This window comes from Neptunomonas qingdaonensis (assembly GCF_900113275.1).
Classification (GTDB): domain Bacteria; phylum Pseudomonadota; class Gammaproteobacteria; order Pseudomonadales; family Balneatricaceae; genus Neptunomonas; species Neptunomonas qingdaonensis.
Genome location: NZ_FOOU01000002.1, coordinates 220,093 through 240,233, shown reverse-complemented (window position 1 = coordinate 240,233; position 20,141 = coordinate 220,093). Strand labels below are relative to the sequence as shown.

Here is a 20,141-nt window from a genome sequence, read left to right as displayed (position 1 = left end):
GTCGGATATATAATTAAAACAAGCAAGCTAAGGGCATCAGCATGAGCGAAAAGGTATATCCAGTCAGTCCAGAAGTGGCGGCGCAGGCACATATTGATAATGCAAAATATGAAGCAATGTATGAGCAGTCTATCAATGATCCTGATACATTCTGGGGCGAAGAAGGGAAGCGTCTTGATTGGTTCAAGCCGTACACTAAAGTAAAGAACACCACTTTTGATCCGCATAATGTTTCTATCCGCTGGTTTGAAGATGGCACCCTGAATGCATCATATAACTGTTTAGATCGTCATCTGGAGACTCGCGGTGATCAAGTCGCCATTATCTGGGAAGGCGACGATCCTAGCGAATCTGAAAGTATTACTTATCGTCAATTGCACGAGCGGGTTTGCCGTTTTGCCAATGTCCTGAAAGGACAGGGTGTTAAAAAAGGCGATGTAGTTACCTTATATTTGCCGATGATTTCTGAAGCGGCAGTCGCTATGCTGGCTTGTACGCGAATTGGTGCTGTTCACTCTATCGTTTTTGGTGGTTTCTCTCCAGAAGCGCTGGCGGCACGTATTGAAGGTTCTCAATCGAAAGTGGTTGTTACATCTAACTACTCTTTGCGTGGTGGTAAGGTTGTTCCGCTAAAAGCAAATGTTGATAAAGCATTAACGCATCCTGCAGCAGCGGCACTCGTTGAAAGTGTCATTGTTGTTAAACGTGTTGATCAGGATGTTGCCTGGAACGAAAAAGTTGACGTTTGGTATGAAGGTTTAGTTGCTGCAGCGTCTACAGAATGTGCCCCGGAAGAGATGGAAGCTGAAGCACCGATGTTTATTCTTTATACATCAGGTTCTACCGGCGCGCCTAAAGGTCTGGAGCATACGACCGGTGGTTACATGGTATATGCAGCCATGACGCACCAACTTGCCTTTGACTACAAAGACGGTGATATCTACTGGTGTACAGCCGATGTTGGCTGGGTAACAGGTCACAGCTACATTGTTTACGGGCCGTTAGCAAACGGTGGTACCTCAGTGATGTTTGAAGGTGTGCCTAATTACCCTGATAACAGCCGTTTTGGTCGCGTTATTGAAAAACACAAAGTTAATCAGTTATACACAGCGCCAACGGCTATCCGCTCTTTGATGCAGCAGGGTGAAGATGTGTTGGGTGATTCTGATCTGTCGAGCCTGCGTATCCTGGGGTCGGTTGGTGAGCCAATTAACCCGGAAGCATGGAACTGGTACCACCGTATTGTGGGTCAGGGTCGTTGCCCAATCGTTGATACCTGGTGGCAGACTGAAACGGGCGGCATGATGATTCTGCCTCTGCCGGGTGCTACAGCACTTAAGCCAGGCTCTGCTTCTCGTCCATTCTTTGGTGTGCAGCCTGCACTGCTGGATGCAGATGGTAATGAGCTCGAAGGCGCGGTTGAAGGAAATCTGGTTATTAAAGATTCATGGCCTGGTCAGAGTCGCTCTATCTGGGGTGATCATGAACGCTTTACTCAGACCTACTTCACAACCTACAAAGGTTATTACACTACAGGTGATGGCGCGCGTCGTGACGAGGATGGTTACTATTGGATCACTGGTCGTGTCGATGACGTTATCAACGTATCTGGTCACCGTATGGGTACTGCCGAGGTTGAGTCCGCGTTGGTAGCTCACCCTGCTGTTGCAGAGGCGGCGGTTGTTGGTTATCCGCATGAACTGAAAGGTCAGGGTATCTATGTGTACGTGACGCTTCAGTCAGGCTTTGAACAATCAGACGAGTTGATGAAAGAGCTGCGACTGCATGTTCGTAAAGAGATCGGTCCGATTGCTTCTCCGGATTTGATTCAGTTCTCGCCTGGTATGCCGAAAACTCGTTCAGGCAAAATCATGCGTCGTATTTTGCGTAAAATTGCAGAAGATGATTTTGATGCTTTGGGTGACACGTCTACGTTATCAGACCCTAGTGTTGTTGATGACCTGATCGAACACCGCATGAACCGTAAAAAGTAGTTTGAATTACGCTTAATGTAAGAAAACTCCCTCTCCAGTTGATCTGGAGGGGGAGTTTTGCATTTATAGGTGGTAATATCAGTAAGTATCGAAGAATAAATAATGTAGTAGGGCGTCACAGCGTCCGGGGGATAAAGCATGCAGCTAGCCAGTAAAATCATTATTGCAGACGATCATCCATTATTTCGTGCAGCATTACGCCAAGCGGTTACGCAGGCGATCGAGGGTGTTGAAATTGTAGAGGCCGATTCGTTGGCTGCCGTGCAGGAAGCTGTTGTTCAGCATAGCGATGCCGATTTGGTGTTGCTGGATCTGCATATGCCCGGAACGCATGGCTTTACTGGATTGGTATTTTTACGTGGACAAAACCCGGGCATGCCCGTGGTGGTGGTTTCAGGTAGTGAAGAGGTGAGTGTTTTAAGGCGCGCGATGGATTATGGCGCCTCAGGTTTTATTCCTAAATCTGCTCCGCTTGAAACTATTTCTGAAGCTATTGTTGCTGTTTTAAAAGGTGAGGAATGGTTGCCGCGCGATATTACCGAGAACGGAACGGTTGATGTCAGTGAAGAAGAGCGTAAGTTTGCAGCAGCATTGGTTTCGTTAACGCCGCAGCAATTCAGAGTGCTGACTATGCTTACCGAGGGTTTGCTGAATAAGCAGATTGCTTACGAGTTGAATGTTTCAGAAGCCACCATTAAAGCGCATGTAACCGCTATTCTGCGCAAGTTGCGCGTCCATAGTCGGACTCAGGCGGTTATTGCAGCACAACGACTGAGTGTAGATCCGCCGCGTACAGATATGGCATAAGCCTTTTTTAATTAAGCTTGTTGAAATAGACCAGATTAATAGCACCCTCTGCGGGTGCTTTTTTATGAGCGTTATTTATGTAACTCGGTTGGCTGACGTTAATTTGTTAATCATGGCGCGCAGTGCTGCCGGTTTTATTGGTTTGGTGAGTAATTGAGCACCAAAATCGTCTATTTCTTTTTTTACTTCATCGGTTCTATCCGCGGTGATAACCAGAGCGGGCACCTTGGTATTCCAGGTTTCATAAAGTGCAGCCAGGGCCATGATGCCGGTATCTGATTCATTAAGATGGTAATCCACTAATACGATATCCGGCGGTGGTGAATCTTCATTCAGATACAGAGCGGTAGCTGTCTCAATGGAAACGGCTGTGCAGGTCTGGCAGCCCCATCCTTGTAATAGCGCTGACATGCCTTCAAGAATTTTTGGTTCATTGTCTACGATCAGCGCTGTTGTTCCATTTAATGATTTGCTTCTGATCCAGCCACGTTGCTCGGGTTTTGATTGTACCTCTTTTTCCGGATCTCCCAGAGGTACGGTAATGCTGAATACTGTTCCACGCCCTGGCCATGAGCGAACATTGATTTTATGTTTGAGCATTTTAGCAATGCGGTCAGTGATGGCTAGCCCTAAGCCCAGACCCTGAACTTTGGAGTGTTTAGGGTTGTTGATTCGCTTGAACTCTTCAAAGACTTCCCGAAGCTTCTCTTGTGGTATGCCCACTCCGGTATCCCATACTTCGATACGTAATTTTTGATTATCGCGTCGACATCCCAGTAGTATCTTGCCATTTTGTGTATAGCGAACGGCATTTGAAAGGAAGTTCTGTAGAATTCGTCTCAGTAGTTTCTGGTCAGACACAATAACCTGGTGGCAATGAACGTAATGGAAGGACAGTGATTTTTCTTGCGTCAGTGCGGTAAATTCGGCACTGAGGTTGCTGAAAAGCGAGTTTAGCGAGAAGTGTGTGATGGCTGGTTGCAGTGCACCGGCGTCCAGTTTGGAGATGTCCAGCAGGGTAGTTATCAATTCTTCTGCGGCCTTGAGGGAGCCGTCTAAATTATCTACCAGTTGAGTGGTGCTGGGTGTGTAATGGCTTTGCTGGGCCAGCGCGGATGTAAATAGGCGTGCGGCATTCAGTGGCTGGAGTAAATCATGGCTGGCTGCCGCTAAAAAGCGGGTTTTGCCGAGGTTAGCCGCTTCTGCATCGCTCTTCGCCTGACGTAGTTCGTCCTCCATGAGGGCGCGTATCGTGTTTTCTTTGCGAAGCTCTTTGTTAACCACGGAAAGGGCGTGGGTGCGTTCTTTGACGCGTTGCTCAAGCGTTTCGTTGGTTATTTGAAGTGCAATCTCGGCTTGACGACGTTCGGTAATATCCTGGTAAAGGGTGAAGTACCCCAGTATATCGCCATATTCGCCAATATGCGGAATATAGGTGACTTCAGCAAAGCGTTTGGCGTCACTTTGAGAGGGTAGGTAGGTTTCAAATTTTTGTCGTTTACCATTGAGTGCTTCCTGAATGAAATCTTTTCGCTTGGTGTATTCATCAGCAGGCAAAACCTTATGAGCAGGCATGCCGATTATCATATCTCGTTGCATGCCAAATGCTTCTGCATAGGCTTTGTTGACGAAGAGGTAGCGGCGTTCTGTATCCAGATAGGCAATCAGTACCGGCACATTATCAGTGTAGATTCTGATGTTGTGTTCACTTTCGCGTAATGCTTCTTCAACCCGCTTGTGCTGGGTAATATCCATGTAGGTGTTAACGTAGCCACCATTAGGTGTTGGGTTGTCTCTTACTTCCAGTACGGTTCCGTCAGGGCGATAGCGTTCATACCGGTGTGGCCGGCCTGATTTGATGCTTTCCAGTCGCCTGCTGACCTGTTCTTCAATGTTGCCGGGGCCATATTCACCTTTAAGAGCGTTGTAGCGAAAAATTTCTTCAATGGAACGGCCGACGCAGATTAACCCCTCTGGATAGTTAAACATCTTTAAATAAGGGCGGTTCCAGGCGACGAGTCGAAGTTGTTGGTCTATAACGCTGATGCCAAGGCCGATGTTTTCAATGGTTGACTGGAGTAATGAGCGATTAAAACGCAGTGATTGTGATGCTTCGTCTACGATAGAGACGACATCGCCAATGTGCATGTCTTGTCCGCGAAGAGTAGAGGCGAGCACAATTCTGGCGGAAGAGGCGCCAATAACCCTGGCCAGAAGTCGTTCCGTAAAGTTGTTGAGTTCGGGAGTGGATTTTTCTCCTGCAGGAAGAGGCTCTTCGTTGCGTTGCAGTGCGTAGCCGGTAAACGCGTGCTGGGTGCGGCTTAGTCCGAGGAAGCGTTCGGTTAGCATCTGCAGGTCGCCTACAGTCACGCTGCTATGCTGACGTGAGGGTATGGTCAGGTCCTTGTTATATACATCAACAAAAGCGCTGGCTTGAATGCGGTCAGTCAGTCTCTGAGAGGTGTAAATGGAGACCAGAATGTAAAGCGTGGTATTGGTTAGTAAGCTCCATAAAACCCCGTGAGTCAGTGGGTCAAGATTGTTGATGCCAAAGAGCGCGGTAGGCGTCAGCATATGGTAGTCAAATAAGCCATTCTGAAGAAATGCAGAGGGGATGATATTAGCGTTAATCATCGTCGGGATAACCAGCGTGTAGATCCATAGTAACAGACCTGCAGTCATGCCGGTTAGCGCTCCCTGGCGAGAGCCTTTTTTCCAGAAAATGCCACCCATAATGGCCGGCATAAACTGAGATACGGCGACAAAGGCTAATAAGCCGAATGACGATAGCGGACCTTGGTTACCTAAAATACGATAGTAAAAATAAGCAGAGATAAGCAAGGCAATGATGGTCAGTCGCCGAACTTTCAAAAACAGCGCTCCAAGATCATTGCTGTGAGATAGCCTGAGGCTCGGGATTCTGAAGAGTAGCGGCATGATGATGTCGTTGCATACCATCGTTGATAGTGTGATGCTGGCAACAATAACCATGCTGGTCGCCGCTGATAATCCTCCGATAAATGCAAAAGTAGCGAGTTCCTTATTGCCCAGTTCCAGTGGTAGCATCAGTACAAAGGTGTCGGCATCAATGTTTTCTCCCTGGAAAAATATATTGCCGGCAGTCGCGATAGGCAAAACAAATACGCTGAGTAAAAGCATGTATAAGGGAAACAGCCAGCGTGCGGTACGCAAGTTTTTAATATTGGTGCTTTCAACAATGGTTACATGGAATTGTCGGGGTAGGCAAAGAACAGCGCAGCAGGCCAGAATTATTTCCGTCAAAAAACTGCCACTCAGATATTCCTGATATTTATAATCGGATTGAATCGTCTGGCTGATGTTATAAATTGTATCGAATGCACCATCAAAAACATGCATTGAAATATAGATGCCAACCGCAATAAAAGCCGTCAATTTAATAATGGACTCAAAAGCGACAGCCAGCACTATGCCCTCATGGTGTTCTGTGACATCAATGTGGCGTGTGCCAAAAAGAATAGTGAAAATAGCCATTAGAATGGCAACGAATAAAGCAGTATCGCTTCCCTTACTCAGCTCCCCTATAGCCCCTGGCGATAGCGCATTATAACTAATAGCGACTGCTTTTAGCTGTAGTGCAATATACGGAATGGTGCCCAGAACAGCGATGATGGTGACTAAAACGGCGAGTGCCTGGCTTTTTCCGTAACGGGAAGAGATGAAATCTGAAATGGTGGTGATATTTTGTTGTTTGCTGATGAGCATCATTTTTTCAATGACCCGCCAGGCAAGAGTAAAAACTATAATAGGTCCCAGGTAGGTCGCCAGAAATTCCCAGCCAGAGCTGGCTGCACGGCCGACCGAGCCATAAAAGGTCCATGATGAGCAATAAACAGCCAAAGATAACGAATAAATAATGGGATTGTTAACATAAGATTTGCCGTTGTTAGTTTTGTCTCCATAGTAGGCAATACTAAAGAGCAGGCCGAGGTACAGGAGTGAAATGAGAATTATGGACCAACCTGACAGCATGTCGACATACCTTTGGCTTTAAATGTTTAAACGTAAGTGTAACCTAATCCTGCTCAGATCCTAATACATGGCTTATACCTTTGTATAGCCTGTTGTATGTTAAGGGGTTTTCTTGTTTGCTCTGCAGCCGGCTAATTATACAGGCTGCAGCGTTGTTAGTGCTTAGTGTCAACAATGTTAGCCGACTAAAGTCGGGGATTTGTTTGCGGTGACACTCTGATAAATTTGTTAAGTCTACTTCTTTCACTTATTCCGATAAAAAAAAATTAAGGATAGTGCCATGTCAACCGTCAGTGAGAGTGCAAAAGCCTATTGGGCCGAAAATTTGCGCATAATAATGTTTTACCTTGCCATCTGGTTCGTAGTTTCCTACGGCGCTGGCATTCTGTTCGTTGATCAACTGGATGCAATTCAATTCTTTGGATTTCCATTAGGATTCTGGTTTGGTCAGCAGGGTTCAATCTTCGTCTTTGTCGTCTTGATTTGGGCATATGTTTACAGCATGAACAAGCTCGATCAAAAACATGACGTTCACGAATAATAATAACTTAACTTAGGGCGGCGTTTATATGAGTGTTGATATGTTATCGTACCTGTTTATTGGTGGATCATTCCTCCTTTATATGGGTATTGCTGTTTGGGCTCGAGCGGGTTCAACAAAAGAGTTTTACGTAGCAGGTGGTGGTGTTCATCCGATTGCAAACGGTATGGCAACAGCCGCCGATTGGATGTCTGCGGCTTCCTTTATCTCCCTTGCAGGTCTGATCTCGTTTATTGGTCGTGATGGTTCTGCCTACTTGATGGGTTGGACCGGTGGTTATGTGTTGTTGGCAATGTTGCTGGCACCCTATCTGCGTAAGTTTGGTAAATTTACTGTGCCAGACTTTGTAGGTGACCGTTATGAGTCAGACACCGCTCGTGTGATTGGGGTTGCTTGTACTATCATAATCTCCTTCACGTATGTGGCAGGTCAGATGCGTGGTGTAGGTATCGTGTTCTCTCGTTACCTGCATGTAGATATTAATACCGGTGTTATTCTGGGTATGGCGATCGTATTCTTCTACGCTGTACTGGGGGGTATGAAAGGGATTACTTACACTCAGGTAGCTCAATACTGTGTATTGATTCTTGCCTTTACTGTTCCTTCGTTCTTCCTGTCGGCTCAGGTAACAGGTCATATCCTTCCTCAGATCGGTTTGGGTGCGACTCTGGACACAGGTATGTCAGTTCTGGCTACACTGGATCAGTTGTCTTTGGATCTTGGTTTTGCTCAGTATACGGCGGGCACAAAATCCACCTTTGATATCTTCTGCCTGACAGTGGCTCTGATGTGTGGTACTGCGGGTCTTCCACACGTAATCGTACGTTTCTTTACGGTTCCTCGTGTTAAGGATGCACGTACTTCTGCGGGTTACGCGCTGATCTTCATCGCTCTGCTTTATACTGCTATTCCAGGTGTTGCTGGTTTTGGTCGTGTAAATCTGATCCAGACATTGAATGGTCCGGATAATGCTGGTGTGGAATATGCTGCAATGCCTGCTTGGTTTGCAAACTGGGAAAATGCTGGTCTGATCGGTTGGAATGACCGTAACGGTGACGGCAAAATTCAGTATGCGGCTGGTAAGGCTTACGAAGGTAAAGGTAATCCTGCATACGATGCAAACGATAACCGTGGCGAGCATGGTCAGCGTCTGGCTACCAATGCTATGGTAGGTGCGGAGTTTGATGCCGCTAAACAGCCGTTTGCTAACGAAGTCTATGTCGACCGTGACATCATGGTATTAGCCAACCCGGAGATCGCTCAGCTTCCTGCTTGGGTAATCGCTTTGGTGGCAGCCGGTGCGGTAGCAGCAGCGTTATCTACAGCAGCCGGTCTGTTGTTGGTAATCTCGACTGCGATTGCGCATGACTTGATGAAAACAGTTATCAATCCGAATATCACTGATAAACAGGAATTGATGTACGCTCGTATAGCTGCAATAGTCGCTATATGTATTGCTGGTTACTTCGGTATTAATCCTCCTGGATTTGTGGCGCAGGTAGTGGCGTTGGCATTTGGTATTGCGAGTGCTTCGGTATTCCCAACACTGATGCTGGGTATCTTCTACAAGCGTATGAACACTCAGGGTGCAATCGCTGGTATGTTAGCTGGTCTGATTTCTACCGTCGGATACATGTGGTACTTCGTATTTGGTGGCGGTGATAGTGCTGATTACTTCATGGGTGTTAGCCCAGGTGGATTCGGTGCAATCGGCATGGTACTTCACTTTATTGTTGCTTTCGTGGTTTGTTCTATGACTCCTCCTCCATCTGAAGAGATGCAGAGAATTGTTGAAGATCTACGTATTCCACGTGGTGCTGGTGCAGCTCACGATCACTAAAATATTGAGTTAAACCTTAATGTTCTGTAGGGCGTATCAGCGAAGGTTGATGCGCCCTTTTTTGTTGCGTAAGGGAGAATAGATATGCCTTCATCTTTTAATATGAATAACTTGCCTTTTGGTTTGCTGAATGAAAAAGAGCAGGCTTTGTTGCGTCAATCCCTGGCCATAAGGCATTACCAGAAAGATGAAGTGATTATGCAGGCCGGCTCAGTACCTGAGGGTGTTTATGTAGTTTTAGAGGGGAAGGTTTCAGAAAGCGAAGAGCATGATGATGAAAGTCGTCAAAAGCATGTTTTTGTTCACTATGCAAATGAAGATTATTTTGGTGGCTGGTCAGCGCTGAAGGGTAAAGCAATACATAATTTTATCGCCGATGAAGAAACCGTTTGTAATATTATTCCGACTAAAGTGGTGCTGGAACTAGTGGATGGTAACTCTCAGTTTGGAGATTATTTCCGGCAAAATCTTGCCGCTAAGACTGAGATTGTAGAGCAGCACGGGCCAACTCAGGATATGGCTGAGTTTATGCTGGCGCAAGTTGGCGAAGGCGTGATGAGCGCCCCTTTGATTGTTGAGGAGTCAACCAGCATAAAAGAAGCAACGGTCAAGATGCGTGAAGGTAAGGTTGATAGTGTATTAGTTAAAAAAGGTAATCGTTACGGAATGGTTACCGGTACCGACATGTTGAATGCGGTCGTTATGGATGAAATTTCAATACATACCCCGGTGACAGAGATAGCTTCCTATCGTTTGATTAGTGTTCATCCGGATGATTATCTTTTTAATGCATTGATTATTATGACGCAGCAACAAATTGAGCGCGTTGTGGTGATGCGTGAAAATGAGTTAGTGGGTATCGTAGATCTGACCGATGTGTTGAGTTTCTTTTCGAGTCATTCTCATGTTATCGGTTTGCGTATCGAGAGGGCGAGAACGCTGGAAGATTTGCATACGGCGGCTCAGGGGCTTAATGATCTGATTAAATCGCTTGTCTCGCAAGGCGTAAAAGCAAGATTCGCTATGGATCTCGTGTCGGCAATGAATAGCCGTATTATGGAAAAGCTATTCGATATTATGGTGCCTGATGATATGCAGCCACATGTTTGTTTGATCGTGATGGGATCGGAAGGACGTGGCGAGCAGATAATGAAGACCGATCAGGATAACGCTATTATTTATCGTGACGGACTTGTATGGGCTGAGATGCAAGAAGTTATGAATCGTTTCTCTGAGGAGTTGATGGGCTTTGGTTACCCTCCTTGTCCGGGAAATATTATGGTGTCTAATCCTGAGTGGGTTAACTCTTTAAGCAGTTGGACGCAGAAAATGGCACTTTGGTCCTCTAGCTGGACTGAGCAGGAGCAGATGAATTTGGCTATTGCTGTTGATGCCAAGCCCGTTGCGGGTAACCCGGCGTTGTTTAAAGCGGCAAGAAACTGGTTTTTTAAATCGCTTAAAAATAATGATATGTTCTATTCAAACTTTGCAAAAGTTGCGCTGGAGTTTAATACGCCGCTGACCTTCTTTGGGAATTTAAAGGAGCGTGGTCAGTTGGATGTAAAAAAAGGAGGGATTTTTCCGATTGTTCATGGAGTGCGAACTATGGCGCTTGAGCACAAAATTGTAGTGACGAATACATTTAAGCGGATAGAAGCGCTGGTTGAAGCGGGGGCTATGCAGGACAAGCACGCTAAAGATCTATCAGAAGCGCTTGGGTTGTTTATTCAGCTGAGGCTGCGACAGCAAATCAAGCGTGCAGAAGAGCAGGAACTGGGTGTAGATCTAACGCCTAATACCCTGGATTTGCAGACTATGAATAAAATGGAAAGAGATTTATTGCGTGATGCTTTTCATATTGTTAAAGGATTTAAGAAGCATCTGGAGCTGCATTATCACTTAGGGAGCCGTTAACTTTTGCTTTTCTGTCGCTGACTTTATCGGTTGAAAATAATTGTCATGCTGCTTAGTCCTTCATTTTTTTGTGTAAGGAAACAAGAGGAGGTTTATTCATGCTAAAGGCCAGAACATCTGAGCGAATGATCGTATTATTCATGCTTGGCTGGGCATTGTTGAACTTCCCACTGTTGCTGCTGTGGGATCATGAAGCGACAGTGTTTGGTGTGCCTTTGTTTGCTGCCGGTCTGTTCCTGATCTGGGGAGGGTTGATTATAGCCCTGGCCTGGATGCTGGAAAGCAACGGACAATGAGGTCAGCATGATATCAGGTTGGTTAGTCATCACCGCGTCGTTTGCTTATCTGCTGTTATTATTTGCAGTGGCTTGGCTGGGCGATAAGCGGGCGGCTGCGGGGCGTTCAATCATCGCCAGCCCTTGGGTATATGCACTGTCGATGGCCGTTTATTGTACTGCATGGACTTACTTTGGCAGCGTTGGACGCGCCGCTAATTCAGGGGTTTGGTTCCTGCCGATTTATCTGGGGCCAATGCTGGCGATGATTCTGGCGTGGCTGGTGGTGCGTAAGATGATCCGCATTGCCAAAACCTATCGTATTACTTCTATTGCTGATTTTATTGCCAGCCGCTACGGCAAGAGCCGCCTGCTGGCCAGCCTGGTCACGCTGATCACTGTGATTGGCATCGTGCCGTATATCGCCCTGCAATTAAAAGCCATCGCCAGTGGTTACGAGGTGCTGACCGCACCGGTTGGTTCAACGGTCGTAGACACTAGCTACAACCTCTGGTGGCAGGACAGTACACTGTATATTGCACTGATACTGGCCGGTTTCACGATTGTTTTCGGCACACGTCATTTGGATAACTCTGAGCGCCATGAAGGCATGGTGGCGGCAATTGCGTTTGAGGCGGTCATCAAGCTGCTGGCGTTTTTGGCGATTGGCCTGTTTGTGACTTATGGCCTGTATTCAGGGGTCGGGGATATTTTTGCACAGGCACTGGCGAATGCTGATTTAAAAGTCTTGCTGCAATTTGATCAAGGAGGGGGCTTTGCCTACCCACGCTGGTTTGCGCTGATCTTACTGGCGATGATTTCGGTGATTTTTCTGCCACGCCAGTTTCAGGTGATGGTGGTGGAGAATGTTGACGAGCAGCATTTGCGGCGGGCAGCCTGGGTATTTCCGCTGTACTTATTATTGATCAACCTGTTTGTACTCCCCATCGCGCTCGGTGGGCTGCTCTATTTTGGTGACACACCGGTTGATCCTGAGTTATTTGTGATATCCCTGCCATTAGCAGAAGGGCAACATGCGCTGGCACTTCTGGCGTTTGTCGGTGGTTTGTCGGCTGCTACGGGCATGGTCATCGTTGAAGCGATTGCGGTGTCCACCATGGTGTCTAATGATCTGGTGATGCCGCTGTTGTTGCAGATGCGACGCTTTAGCGGTCGCTCCGGAGGTGATTTGACCGGCTTATTGCTAGGGATACGCCGGGTGGCGATACTCGGCATTCTCCTGCTGGGGTATTTGTATTTTCATATCGCAGGCGATGCATACGCGCTGGTCAGTATCGGTTTGATTAGTTTTGCTGCCATTGCTCAGTTTGCACCGTCCATGTTGGGTGGTATGTACTGGAAAGGTGCTACCCGACAGGGGGCTTTATGGGGTTTGTTGCTGGGATTTGGATTTTGGGCGTATACGCTGATGCTGCCTTCATTGGCCAAATCAGGTTGGCTGGATACGGGTTTTCTGACAGACGGCCCCTGGGGAATCGTTTGGTTAAAGCCGGAACAGTTTCTCGGCTTGAGCGGACTGGATAATCTGACACATTCCCTATTCTGGAGTTTGTTCGTCAATGTCATGGCCTATCTGCTGGTGTCCGTCTGGAGTCGTCCGGATGCGCGGGAGATTAGCCAGGCGTTATTATTTGTAGACGTATTTGAACGCACTAGTGCCACGCATCCGGTATTTTGGCAGGGTAGCGCGAAAGTGCCGGATTTACAGCGTTTGACCGGGCGCTTTTTGGGCGTTGAGCGGACAGAGCAGTTATTTAACGATTATGCGCAACAGGTGGGGGCGGACTCGATTGCCGCGATTCCTGCTGATGCTAGGTTGGTGCAGTTTGTTGAAACACAACTGACCGGCGCAGTCGGTACCTCTTCGGCACGAGTGTTAGTCGCGTCGGTGGTCGAGGAGGAGCAATTGGACATGGATGATGTCCTGCGTATTTTAGAGGAAACTTCCCAGTTGCGGGCGTATTCCCAGGCGCTGGAAGAAAAGTCACGATCACTGGAGAAAGCCACGGACGAGTTGCGTGCAGCTAACGAGAAATTGAAAAGTCTGGACAGCCTTAAAGATGATTTCATGTCATCGGTCACCCATGAGTTGCGTACGCCGCTGACATCGATTCGCGCCCTGTCCGAAATTATGCTGGATGATGATGAGATGTTACTCGAGCAGCGTCAGCAATTCTTAGGCATCGTGGTGGCAGAAACCGAGCGCCTGAGTCGTCTGGTGAATCAGGTGCTGGATATGGCAAAAATTGAAGCCGGACACGCAGAGTGGCGTGAAAGCGCAGTGGATATGGTTCAATTGGTTCAGCAAGCGGTCGGCAGTATCTCAGAAAGCTATCGTGAGCGCGGTGCCGTGTTGACGGTACAGGGAGATTCGCAGGTACAAACGGTGCGGGCTGATTCAGATCGGTTAATGCAGGTGATGCTGAATTTGTTGTCCAATGCCGTCAAGTTTGTCCCTCAGGATAACGGCCGGGTTGAGGTGACCATTAGCGATACGCCAGAGGGTATCACGGTTGCGGTACAGGATAATGGCCCCGGTATTGTGCCGGAACAACAATCACAAGTGTTTGATAAATTCCGTCAGGTCGGGGATATGGATAATCACCCACAGGGGACAGGTCTGGGCTTGCCGATTAGCAAGCAGATTATTGAGCATTTTGGTGGTCGCTTGTGGCTGGAGTCGGCAGCAGGGGAAGGTGCTTGCTTTAGTTTCTATATACCCAGAGTGACAGATAATAAATCTAAGGAGTAATACCCGTCATGAGTATCAAAATACTGATCGCAGATGATGAGCCTAACATTCTGATTTCTCTGGAATACCTGATGAAGCGTGAAGGTTATGAGGTGTTGGTGGCGCATGATGGCCAAGAGGCGTTGGATATGATTATCGTCGAAAAGCCCCGGTTGGTCTTACTGGATGTGATGATGCCAAAAAAGACCGGACTGGAAGTATGCCATGCGCTGCGGGCTATCCCTGAGTTTAGCGAGATGATTATTCTGATGCTGACGGCAAAAGGACATGATACTGATGTCGCCAAAGGGATGGCGATGGGGGCCAATGATTATATGATCAAACCGTTTTCCACTAAAGAGCTGGCGCAAAAAGTAAAAGATATGCTGGGAATGGGCGCATGAGAAAATTTGATTGGCGGATTGCGGTCGGCGTTGGTGTTATTGGTGTACTTTGTCTGCTCTGGTTATTGCTAACCGGTGGGCTGATTTGGGCGGCGCTGGAGGAAACTGAACGGGCGGCAGTAGTGACAGCAGTGGGGCCGCGGGCGCTATTACTGATTATGATGTGGGCCGTATCTCTGATCGTGGTCGCGGTAGTGTTACAACGCCTTATTGCGTACTTTATGACCGCGCCGGCACGACTGGCAGAAGAAGCGCAGGTGTTGTTAGGTACGGATGTGAAACGTCAGTTAAAACCTAAAGGCAGTGCTGAAAACCAGCGTCTAACAGAAGTGATTAATCAACTGGTCGGCCAGCGTGAACAACTGCGTACTGAGATGACAGAGCGGGTAAAGGAGGCCAGTCGCAATACCGAACTGGAAAAAAGTCGTTTGGCCGCCCTGATGTCGGAACTGACCAAAAGCGTGGTGGTGTGTAATCTCGATGGGCGCATCCTGTTATATAACCACCGGGCACGTTCACAATTTCGCGCCTTATCGAAATCCCCAACGGTAGCGGGTGGCTTGGAGCTAATAGGCTTAGGTCGTTCCATTTACAGTGTGCTCGACCGGAAGCTGGTAACACATGCGCTGGAAAATATTCAGCATCGTTTAGAAGGCGGTGCGTCGCATCCTTCGGCGCAGTTTGTCACCACGACACAGAGTGGCCAATTACTGCGAGTGCAAATGACACCGGTGCGGGCCGTTTCTGAGAATAGTATCGAGCCGTCTATACCTGAATCTATAACTGAAGCTGAATCAGTGCCTGAAAGTGAAGTGCAGCCTGGCGATGCTCAGGCACAATCAGAGCTGACAGGCTTTGTCTTATTGCTGGAAAATATTACTCATGATTTTGAAGCAGACTCAGAAAAGGACCGGGTGTTATTTAGCCTTACAGAAGGCAGTCGCGCCGGGCTGGCGAATGCGCAGGCAGCCGTTGAAGTGTTGGAATATCCCGATTTGGAAGCCGATATGCGCGAGCGTTTGCTGGGCGTTATTCGTGAGGAAATACAAGGCCTAAGTAAACGGATTGATGAGTTACAGGCATCTTCAACGCATAACCTACGCTCACGCTGGCCTTTAGAAGATATGCTGGGTAGTGATTTAGTCGAGGCAGCGTCACGTCGGATTGAGGCGTCTTTACCCGTGAAAATAGCATCGACTGAAATGGATGCTGCGCTTTGGCTGAAGGTAGAGAGTTTTTCATTACTACAGGCGCTGGTGCATTTAGCCGGGCGTATTCATGAGGAATGCGGCGTTGGCAAAATGTGTTTACGACTGGGGACGGTGGATGCACGTGCCACGCTGGATCTGGTGTGGTCTGCACCAACTATGGATACTCAGGACTTGCTGAACTGGGATCAGGAACAGATCCGCGTTGGAGATGAAACTCTGTCACTGACTGTTCATGATGTGGTGAGTCGTCATGATGGTGCATTCTGGTTTGAGCGTGAAGCGCAAGAATCGCGAATGTTTTTCCGCTTCCTGCTACCGATGGCTAATCCGCAGGAAGCCCTGGCCGCCGAGACATTTCTGCACAGTGGCAGTCGACCCGAATATTATGATTTTGATCTGTTTAAAACCTCTGCACAAGGCAGTGCTTTCGAGGATTGTTTGCTCAGTGAGCTGGCCTATACCGTGTTTGATACTGAAACCACCGGCTTAAATCCGGCAGGTGGCGATGAAATTATTCAGGTGGGGGCGGTACGGATTGTGAATGGCAAACTGCTACGTCAAGAAACCTTCGAGCAACTGGTTGATCCGAAACGTCATATCCCGGCTATCACCATTCCGATTCACGGTATCACGCCGGACATGGTAAAAGGTCAGCCAGATATAACCCAGGTATTACCTGCCCTGCATGCTTTTGCGCAAGACACCGTGCTGGTGGCGCATAATGCCGCGTTTGATATGCGCTGTTTACAGGTTAAAGAGGAAGCAACGGGTGTCGTATTTGATCAACCCGTCATGGACACCTTATTACTGTCAGCCGTGGTACACCCGCAGCAAGAATCCCACGGGTTGGAGGCGATTGCAGAGCGTTTCAATGTTAATGTGATAGGCAGGCATACGGCGCTGGGAGATGCGCTGGTGACGGCTGAAGTATTTTTGCAGTTGCTGCCTTTACTGGCGGAGCAGGGGATATTAACGGTGGGACAGGCACGGGAAGCCGCACAAAAGACTTATTATGCGCGCCTGAAGTATTAAATGCCTGTTTGAATGTAAAGCATCGCCGCCGTTTCGCAGGTGTTTATTATTCGTCCTCGGGAGATGCCATGACAGTGGCTTTAATGCATGTACGTTTAAAGTATGGGAATCCACCTGAAATGGGATAACTCAGACAAAAAAACGAGCCTTTGGCTCGTTTTTTGCATTCTATAAGTATATTAAGGTGCGATAAAGAATAAGTGTCATAATAATGACGTTATATTTGTCTGATGCAGTTGTTTAACCTTTTTTGTTTTATATAATGTCAATAAATTGCCATATTGGGGCGTAAGATGATTGAGCGAACTGACATAAATAGTGTGCTTATGCAGATGAGAGCGTTGAAAGCAGACGCCCAGCAGGGTATTGGCCATGTCGGAAAACCGTCATCTTTGACATTGGATTCAGTACGCCCGGTTGAGAATGAAGGTTTTGGAGATCTCCTTAAAAACGCCATTGATAAGGTTAATGATACACAGATGGAAGCGAGCCGTATGGCAACCGCTTTTGAACAAGGAGATCCTCGGGTCGAGCTGACTCAGGTTATGATTCAGTTGCAGAAGGCCAGCGTTTCTTTTCAGGCGATGACTCAGGTGCGTAATAAATTGGTTGCCGCTTATGAAGATGTGATGAAGATGCCAATTTAATAATGATAAAAGATTTGGCTGAGCTGTTTTATGGATAACAATACTATGACGTTGCAAACAACAGGCGGTGGGATGATGTCTGGCTTTAATAAGCTGACAATCGTGCGCCAGTTTGGCCTGATGATCGGCTTGGCAGCCAGTATTGCTATTGGTTTTTCTGTTGTTTTATGGTCAAAAGCTCCCGACTATCGCGTGCTGTTCTCTAATCTGGAGTTTGTAGATGCTAACCAGGTAATAGAGCAGTTGAGGTTGTACAACATTCCTTATAAGTTCGAGGGTGATGGGCGTGCAGTGCTGGTGCCAGAAGAGTATGTGCATCAGGCAAGACTGAAGCTTGCCTCGGAAGGTTTTACTGTTGATAAAACGGTTGGCTTTGAGTTGATGGACCAGGACCAGGGGCTGGGTGCCAGTCAGTTTATGGAGAATGCCCGTTATCGGCGCGGCCTGGAGGGCGAACTGGCGCGAACGATCACCAGTATGATTGCTGTCAGGAATGCGCGCATCCATCTGGCTATCCCCAAAGATACGGTTTTTGTCAGAGATCAGCGAAAAACCAGTGCGTCTGTATTTTTAGAATTGTTTGCCGGGCGTAAGCTTGATCGTGGCCAGGTTGCCGCGATTGCTAATTTGGTGGCGTCTTCCATTCCCATGCTTGATGTGAAAGATGTGACGGTGGTAGATCAGCGCGGGCAGCTGCTTAATTCCCGGGATGAAGATGGCGATGTGGTTCTGGCGGCGAAGCAGTTTGAGTACTCGCGTAAAGTCGAAGAAACCTTGCTCAATCGCGTCAATAGCATATTGCTGCCTGTTGTCGGACAAGGGCGGTTTCGGGCAGAAGTATCTGCTGAGATTGATTTTACGTCAGTAGAGCAGACGGATGAGTTGTTTAATCCGGATTTGCCTGCGCTGAGAAGTGAGCAAACGGTTGATGAGAATAAAGTCGGAGTTGCCTCATCTGAAGGTGTTCCCGGTGCTTTGTCTAATCAGCCGCCAGGGCCGAGTGCTGTGCCCGAAGTGGCCGGGGGTGGAGTGGGTAATGGCGGAAGTTCAGTAGTACCTGGAAGTAATCGTAAACAGGCGACACGTAATTTCGAACTGGATCGCTCCATTTCCTATACAAAGCATCAGAGCGGACGTGTTGGGCGATTGTCAGTCGCAGTAGTGGTTGATGATTTGGTTGCGATCAATAGCGAAACAGGCGAGTCGACCAGAACTCCCTGGGCAGAGAATGAGCTGCAAAGGCTGAGAATACTGGTTCAGGATGCCGTGGGTTATGCTGCTGTCAGGGGAGATAGTGTCAATGTTATTAACTCTCCCTTTGTGGTTGAACAACCCTTTGTGCAGGAAGAAATCCCGATCTGGATGCAACCGTGGGTGTGGGATGTGGCAAAACAGGTTGGCGCTATTCTGTTTGTTTTATTGATGGTGTTTGGCATTCTTCGCCCTATCTTAAAAAGTTTGACCTCTACAGGTAAAACGGTTGCCGGAGCTAAGGATGAGGATGTCGGAGATGTTGCTGCTGAGCTGGAAGGGTTGGATGGTGGTGTGGTCGCCGATGATAAAGTGACTTTCGGTGAGCGTGGGGATAGTTTGCTGCCAACCCCCAATGAAAGCTTTGAATATCAACTTAATGCGGTGAGAAGCATGATTGCTGAAGATCCTGCGCGTGTTGCTCAGGCGATAAAACAGTGGCTTGGTAAAGATGAGCGCTGATACAGAGTTAACGGAAATTGAAAAAGCTGCCATCTTGCTGATTAGTCTGGGTGAGGAGGATGCGGCAGAAGTGCTGAAGCATCTGGGTCCTAAGCAGGTGCAGCTGATCGGTGAGGCAATGTCGCAGCTTGATAATGTTCCTCAATCGCGGGTGGAAGGTGTTGTTTCTGATTTTATGCATCTGGTCAGTGACCAGACCGGAATCGGCATCAATAACGACCGGTATATTCGGGCTATGCTTAATCAGGCATTAGGTGAAGAAAAAGCAAAAACCCTGCTTGACCGAATACTCATGAGTACTAATACATCCGGACTTGATACCATGCGCTGGATGGAGCCAAGGCAGATTGCAGAAACGATCCGCTTTGAGCATCCTCAAATTCAGGCGGTGATTGCTTCTTATCTTGATCCGGACCAGGCGGCTACCGTGCTGGGATTTTTTGATGATAAGGTGCGTTTAGATATCGTGATGCGTGTGGCGGCATTGGATCGTATTCAGCCCCAGGCGCTTCAGGAGCTTAATGATATGCTGGAAGGGCAGTTCAGTACGGCGCGTTCTGGTCAGTCGAGAACGCTCGGCGGTGTGAAGCAAGCCTCTGAAATTATGAATTTCATTGATAGCGCAATAGAAGCTGAGTTGATGGAGGGTATTCGCGAGGTTGATGATGGCTTGGCGACTCAGATTCAGGACCTGATGTTTGTCTTCGATAATTTAATTGATGTTGATGATAGAGGTATTCAGGTTATTCTGCGTGAAGTGTCCACTGATGTATTGATCATCGCCTTGAAGGGCGCTGAAACAGCCTTGCAGGAAAAAGTTTTCAAAAATATGTCTAAGCGTGCTGCCGAGTTGCTCCGTGATGACCTTGAGGCTAAAGGTCCGGTTCGTGTGAGTGAAGTTGAGGAAGCACAAAAAGAGATACTCACGGTTGCGCGACGACTGGCTGATGAAGGTGAGATCATGCTCGGTGGTGGTGGCGAGGAGATGCTCTAGGTCGTT

The 20,141-nt window shown here is 47.8% G+C and carries 13 protein-coding genes; 12 read left to right on the top strand and 1 reads right to left on the bottom strand.

Annotated elements, in window-relative coordinates:
• Positions 1 to 35 precede the first annotated feature (35 nt).
• On the top strand, positions 36 to 1,994 hold the full coding sequence (gene acs, locus BM099_RS04015) for an acetate--CoA ligase (protein ID WP_415860139.1): 1,959 nt from the start codon (positions 36 to 38) through the stop codon (positions 1,992 to 1,994).
• Between the two features lie 138 nt (positions 1,995 to 2,132).
• Positions 2,133 to 2,801 (top strand): response regulator, encoded by a 669-nt coding sequence (locus BM099_RS04010; RefSeq protein WP_090724765.1) that lies wholly within the window; start codon positions 2,133 to 2,135, stop codon positions 2,799 to 2,801.
• 75 nt (positions 2,802 to 2,876) lie between these two features.
• Here BM099_RS04010 and BM099_RS04005 read toward each other — a convergent pair whose 3' ends face one another.
• Positions 2,877 to 6,812 (bottom strand): hybrid sensor histidine kinase/response regulator, encoded by a 3,936-nt coding sequence (locus BM099_RS04005; protein WP_090724763.1) that lies wholly within the window; start codon positions 6,810 to 6,812, stop codon positions 2,877 to 2,879.
• 280 nt (positions 6,813 to 7,092) lie between these two features.
• Between BM099_RS04005 and BM099_RS04000 the strand changes: the two genes are divergently transcribed.
• The 10 genes from BM099_RS04000 (at position 7,093) to fliG (ending at position 20,135) form a co-directional block, all read left to right on the top strand.
• Complete coding sequence (locus tag BM099_RS04000; protein ID WP_090724760.1) at positions 7,093 to 7,353, top strand: DUF4212 domain-containing protein; 261 nt, start codon at positions 7,093 to 7,095, stop codon at positions 7,351 to 7,353.
• Between the two features lie 28 nt (positions 7,354 to 7,381).
• The gene (locus BM099_RS03995) at positions 7,382 to 9,193 is read left to right on the top strand and encodes a sodium:solute symporter family protein (protein ID WP_090724758.1); all 1,812 of its coding nucleotides are present in this window, start codon (positions 7,382 to 7,384) and stop codon (positions 9,191 to 9,193) included.
• Between the two features lie 84 nt (positions 9,194 to 9,277).
• Positions 9,278 to 11,107 carry a DUF294 nucleotidyltransferase-like domain-containing protein gene (locus tag BM099_RS03990; protein WP_090724756.1) on the top strand — a complete coding sequence of 610 codons (1,830 nt, stop codon included), beginning with the start codon at positions 9,278 to 9,280 and terminating at the stop codon, positions 11,105 to 11,107.
• 98 nt (positions 11,108 to 11,205) lie between these two features.
• Positions 11,206 to 11,403 carry a hypothetical protein gene (locus BM099_RS03985; RefSeq protein WP_090724753.1) on the top strand — a complete coding sequence of 66 codons (198 nt, stop codon included), beginning with the start codon at positions 11,206 to 11,208 and terminating at the stop codon, positions 11,401 to 11,403.
• A 7-nt stretch (positions 11,404 to 11,410) separates the two neighbouring features.
• Positions 11,411 to 14,155 carry a sensor histidine kinase gene (locus tag BM099_RS03980; RefSeq protein ID WP_090724751.1) on the top strand — a complete coding sequence of 915 codons (2,745 nt, stop codon included), beginning with the start codon at positions 11,411 to 11,413 and terminating at the stop codon, positions 14,153 to 14,155.
• A gap of 8 nt (positions 14,156 to 14,163) precedes the next feature.
• A complete protein-coding gene (locus BM099_RS03975; protein WP_090724748.1) occupies positions 14,164 to 14,538 on the top strand; it encodes a response regulator transcription factor in 375 nt (124 codons plus the stop codon).
• Positions 14,535 to 16,781: a 3'-5' exonuclease gene (locus BM099_RS03970; RefSeq protein WP_090724745.1), complete on the top strand. Its 2,247-nt coding sequence runs from the start codon at positions 14,535 to 14,537 to the stop codon at positions 16,779 to 16,781. The genes BM099_RS03975 and BM099_RS03970 overlap by 4 nt, the downstream gene beginning before the upstream one ends.
• Before the next feature lie 293 nt (positions 16,782 to 17,074).
• Complete coding sequence (fliE, locus tag BM099_RS03965) at positions 17,075 to 17,428, top strand: flagellar hook-basal body complex protein FliE (RefSeq protein ID WP_090724742.1); 354 nt, start codon at positions 17,075 to 17,077, stop codon at positions 17,426 to 17,428.
• 30 nt (positions 17,429 to 17,458) lie between these two features.
• On the top strand, positions 17,459 to 19,141 hold the full coding sequence (fliF, locus tag BM099_RS03960; RefSeq protein WP_090724738.1) for a flagellar basal-body MS-ring/collar protein FliF: 1,683 nt from the start codon (positions 17,459 to 17,461) through the stop codon (positions 19,139 to 19,141).
• Entirely contained in the window at positions 19,131 to 20,135 is a 1,005-nt protein-coding gene (fliG, locus tag BM099_RS03955; RefSeq protein WP_090724735.1) for a flagellar motor switch protein FliG, read from the top strand. Before fliF ends, fliG begins: the two co-directional genes overlap by 11 nt.
• Positions 20,136 to 20,141: the final 6 nt, after the last annotated feature.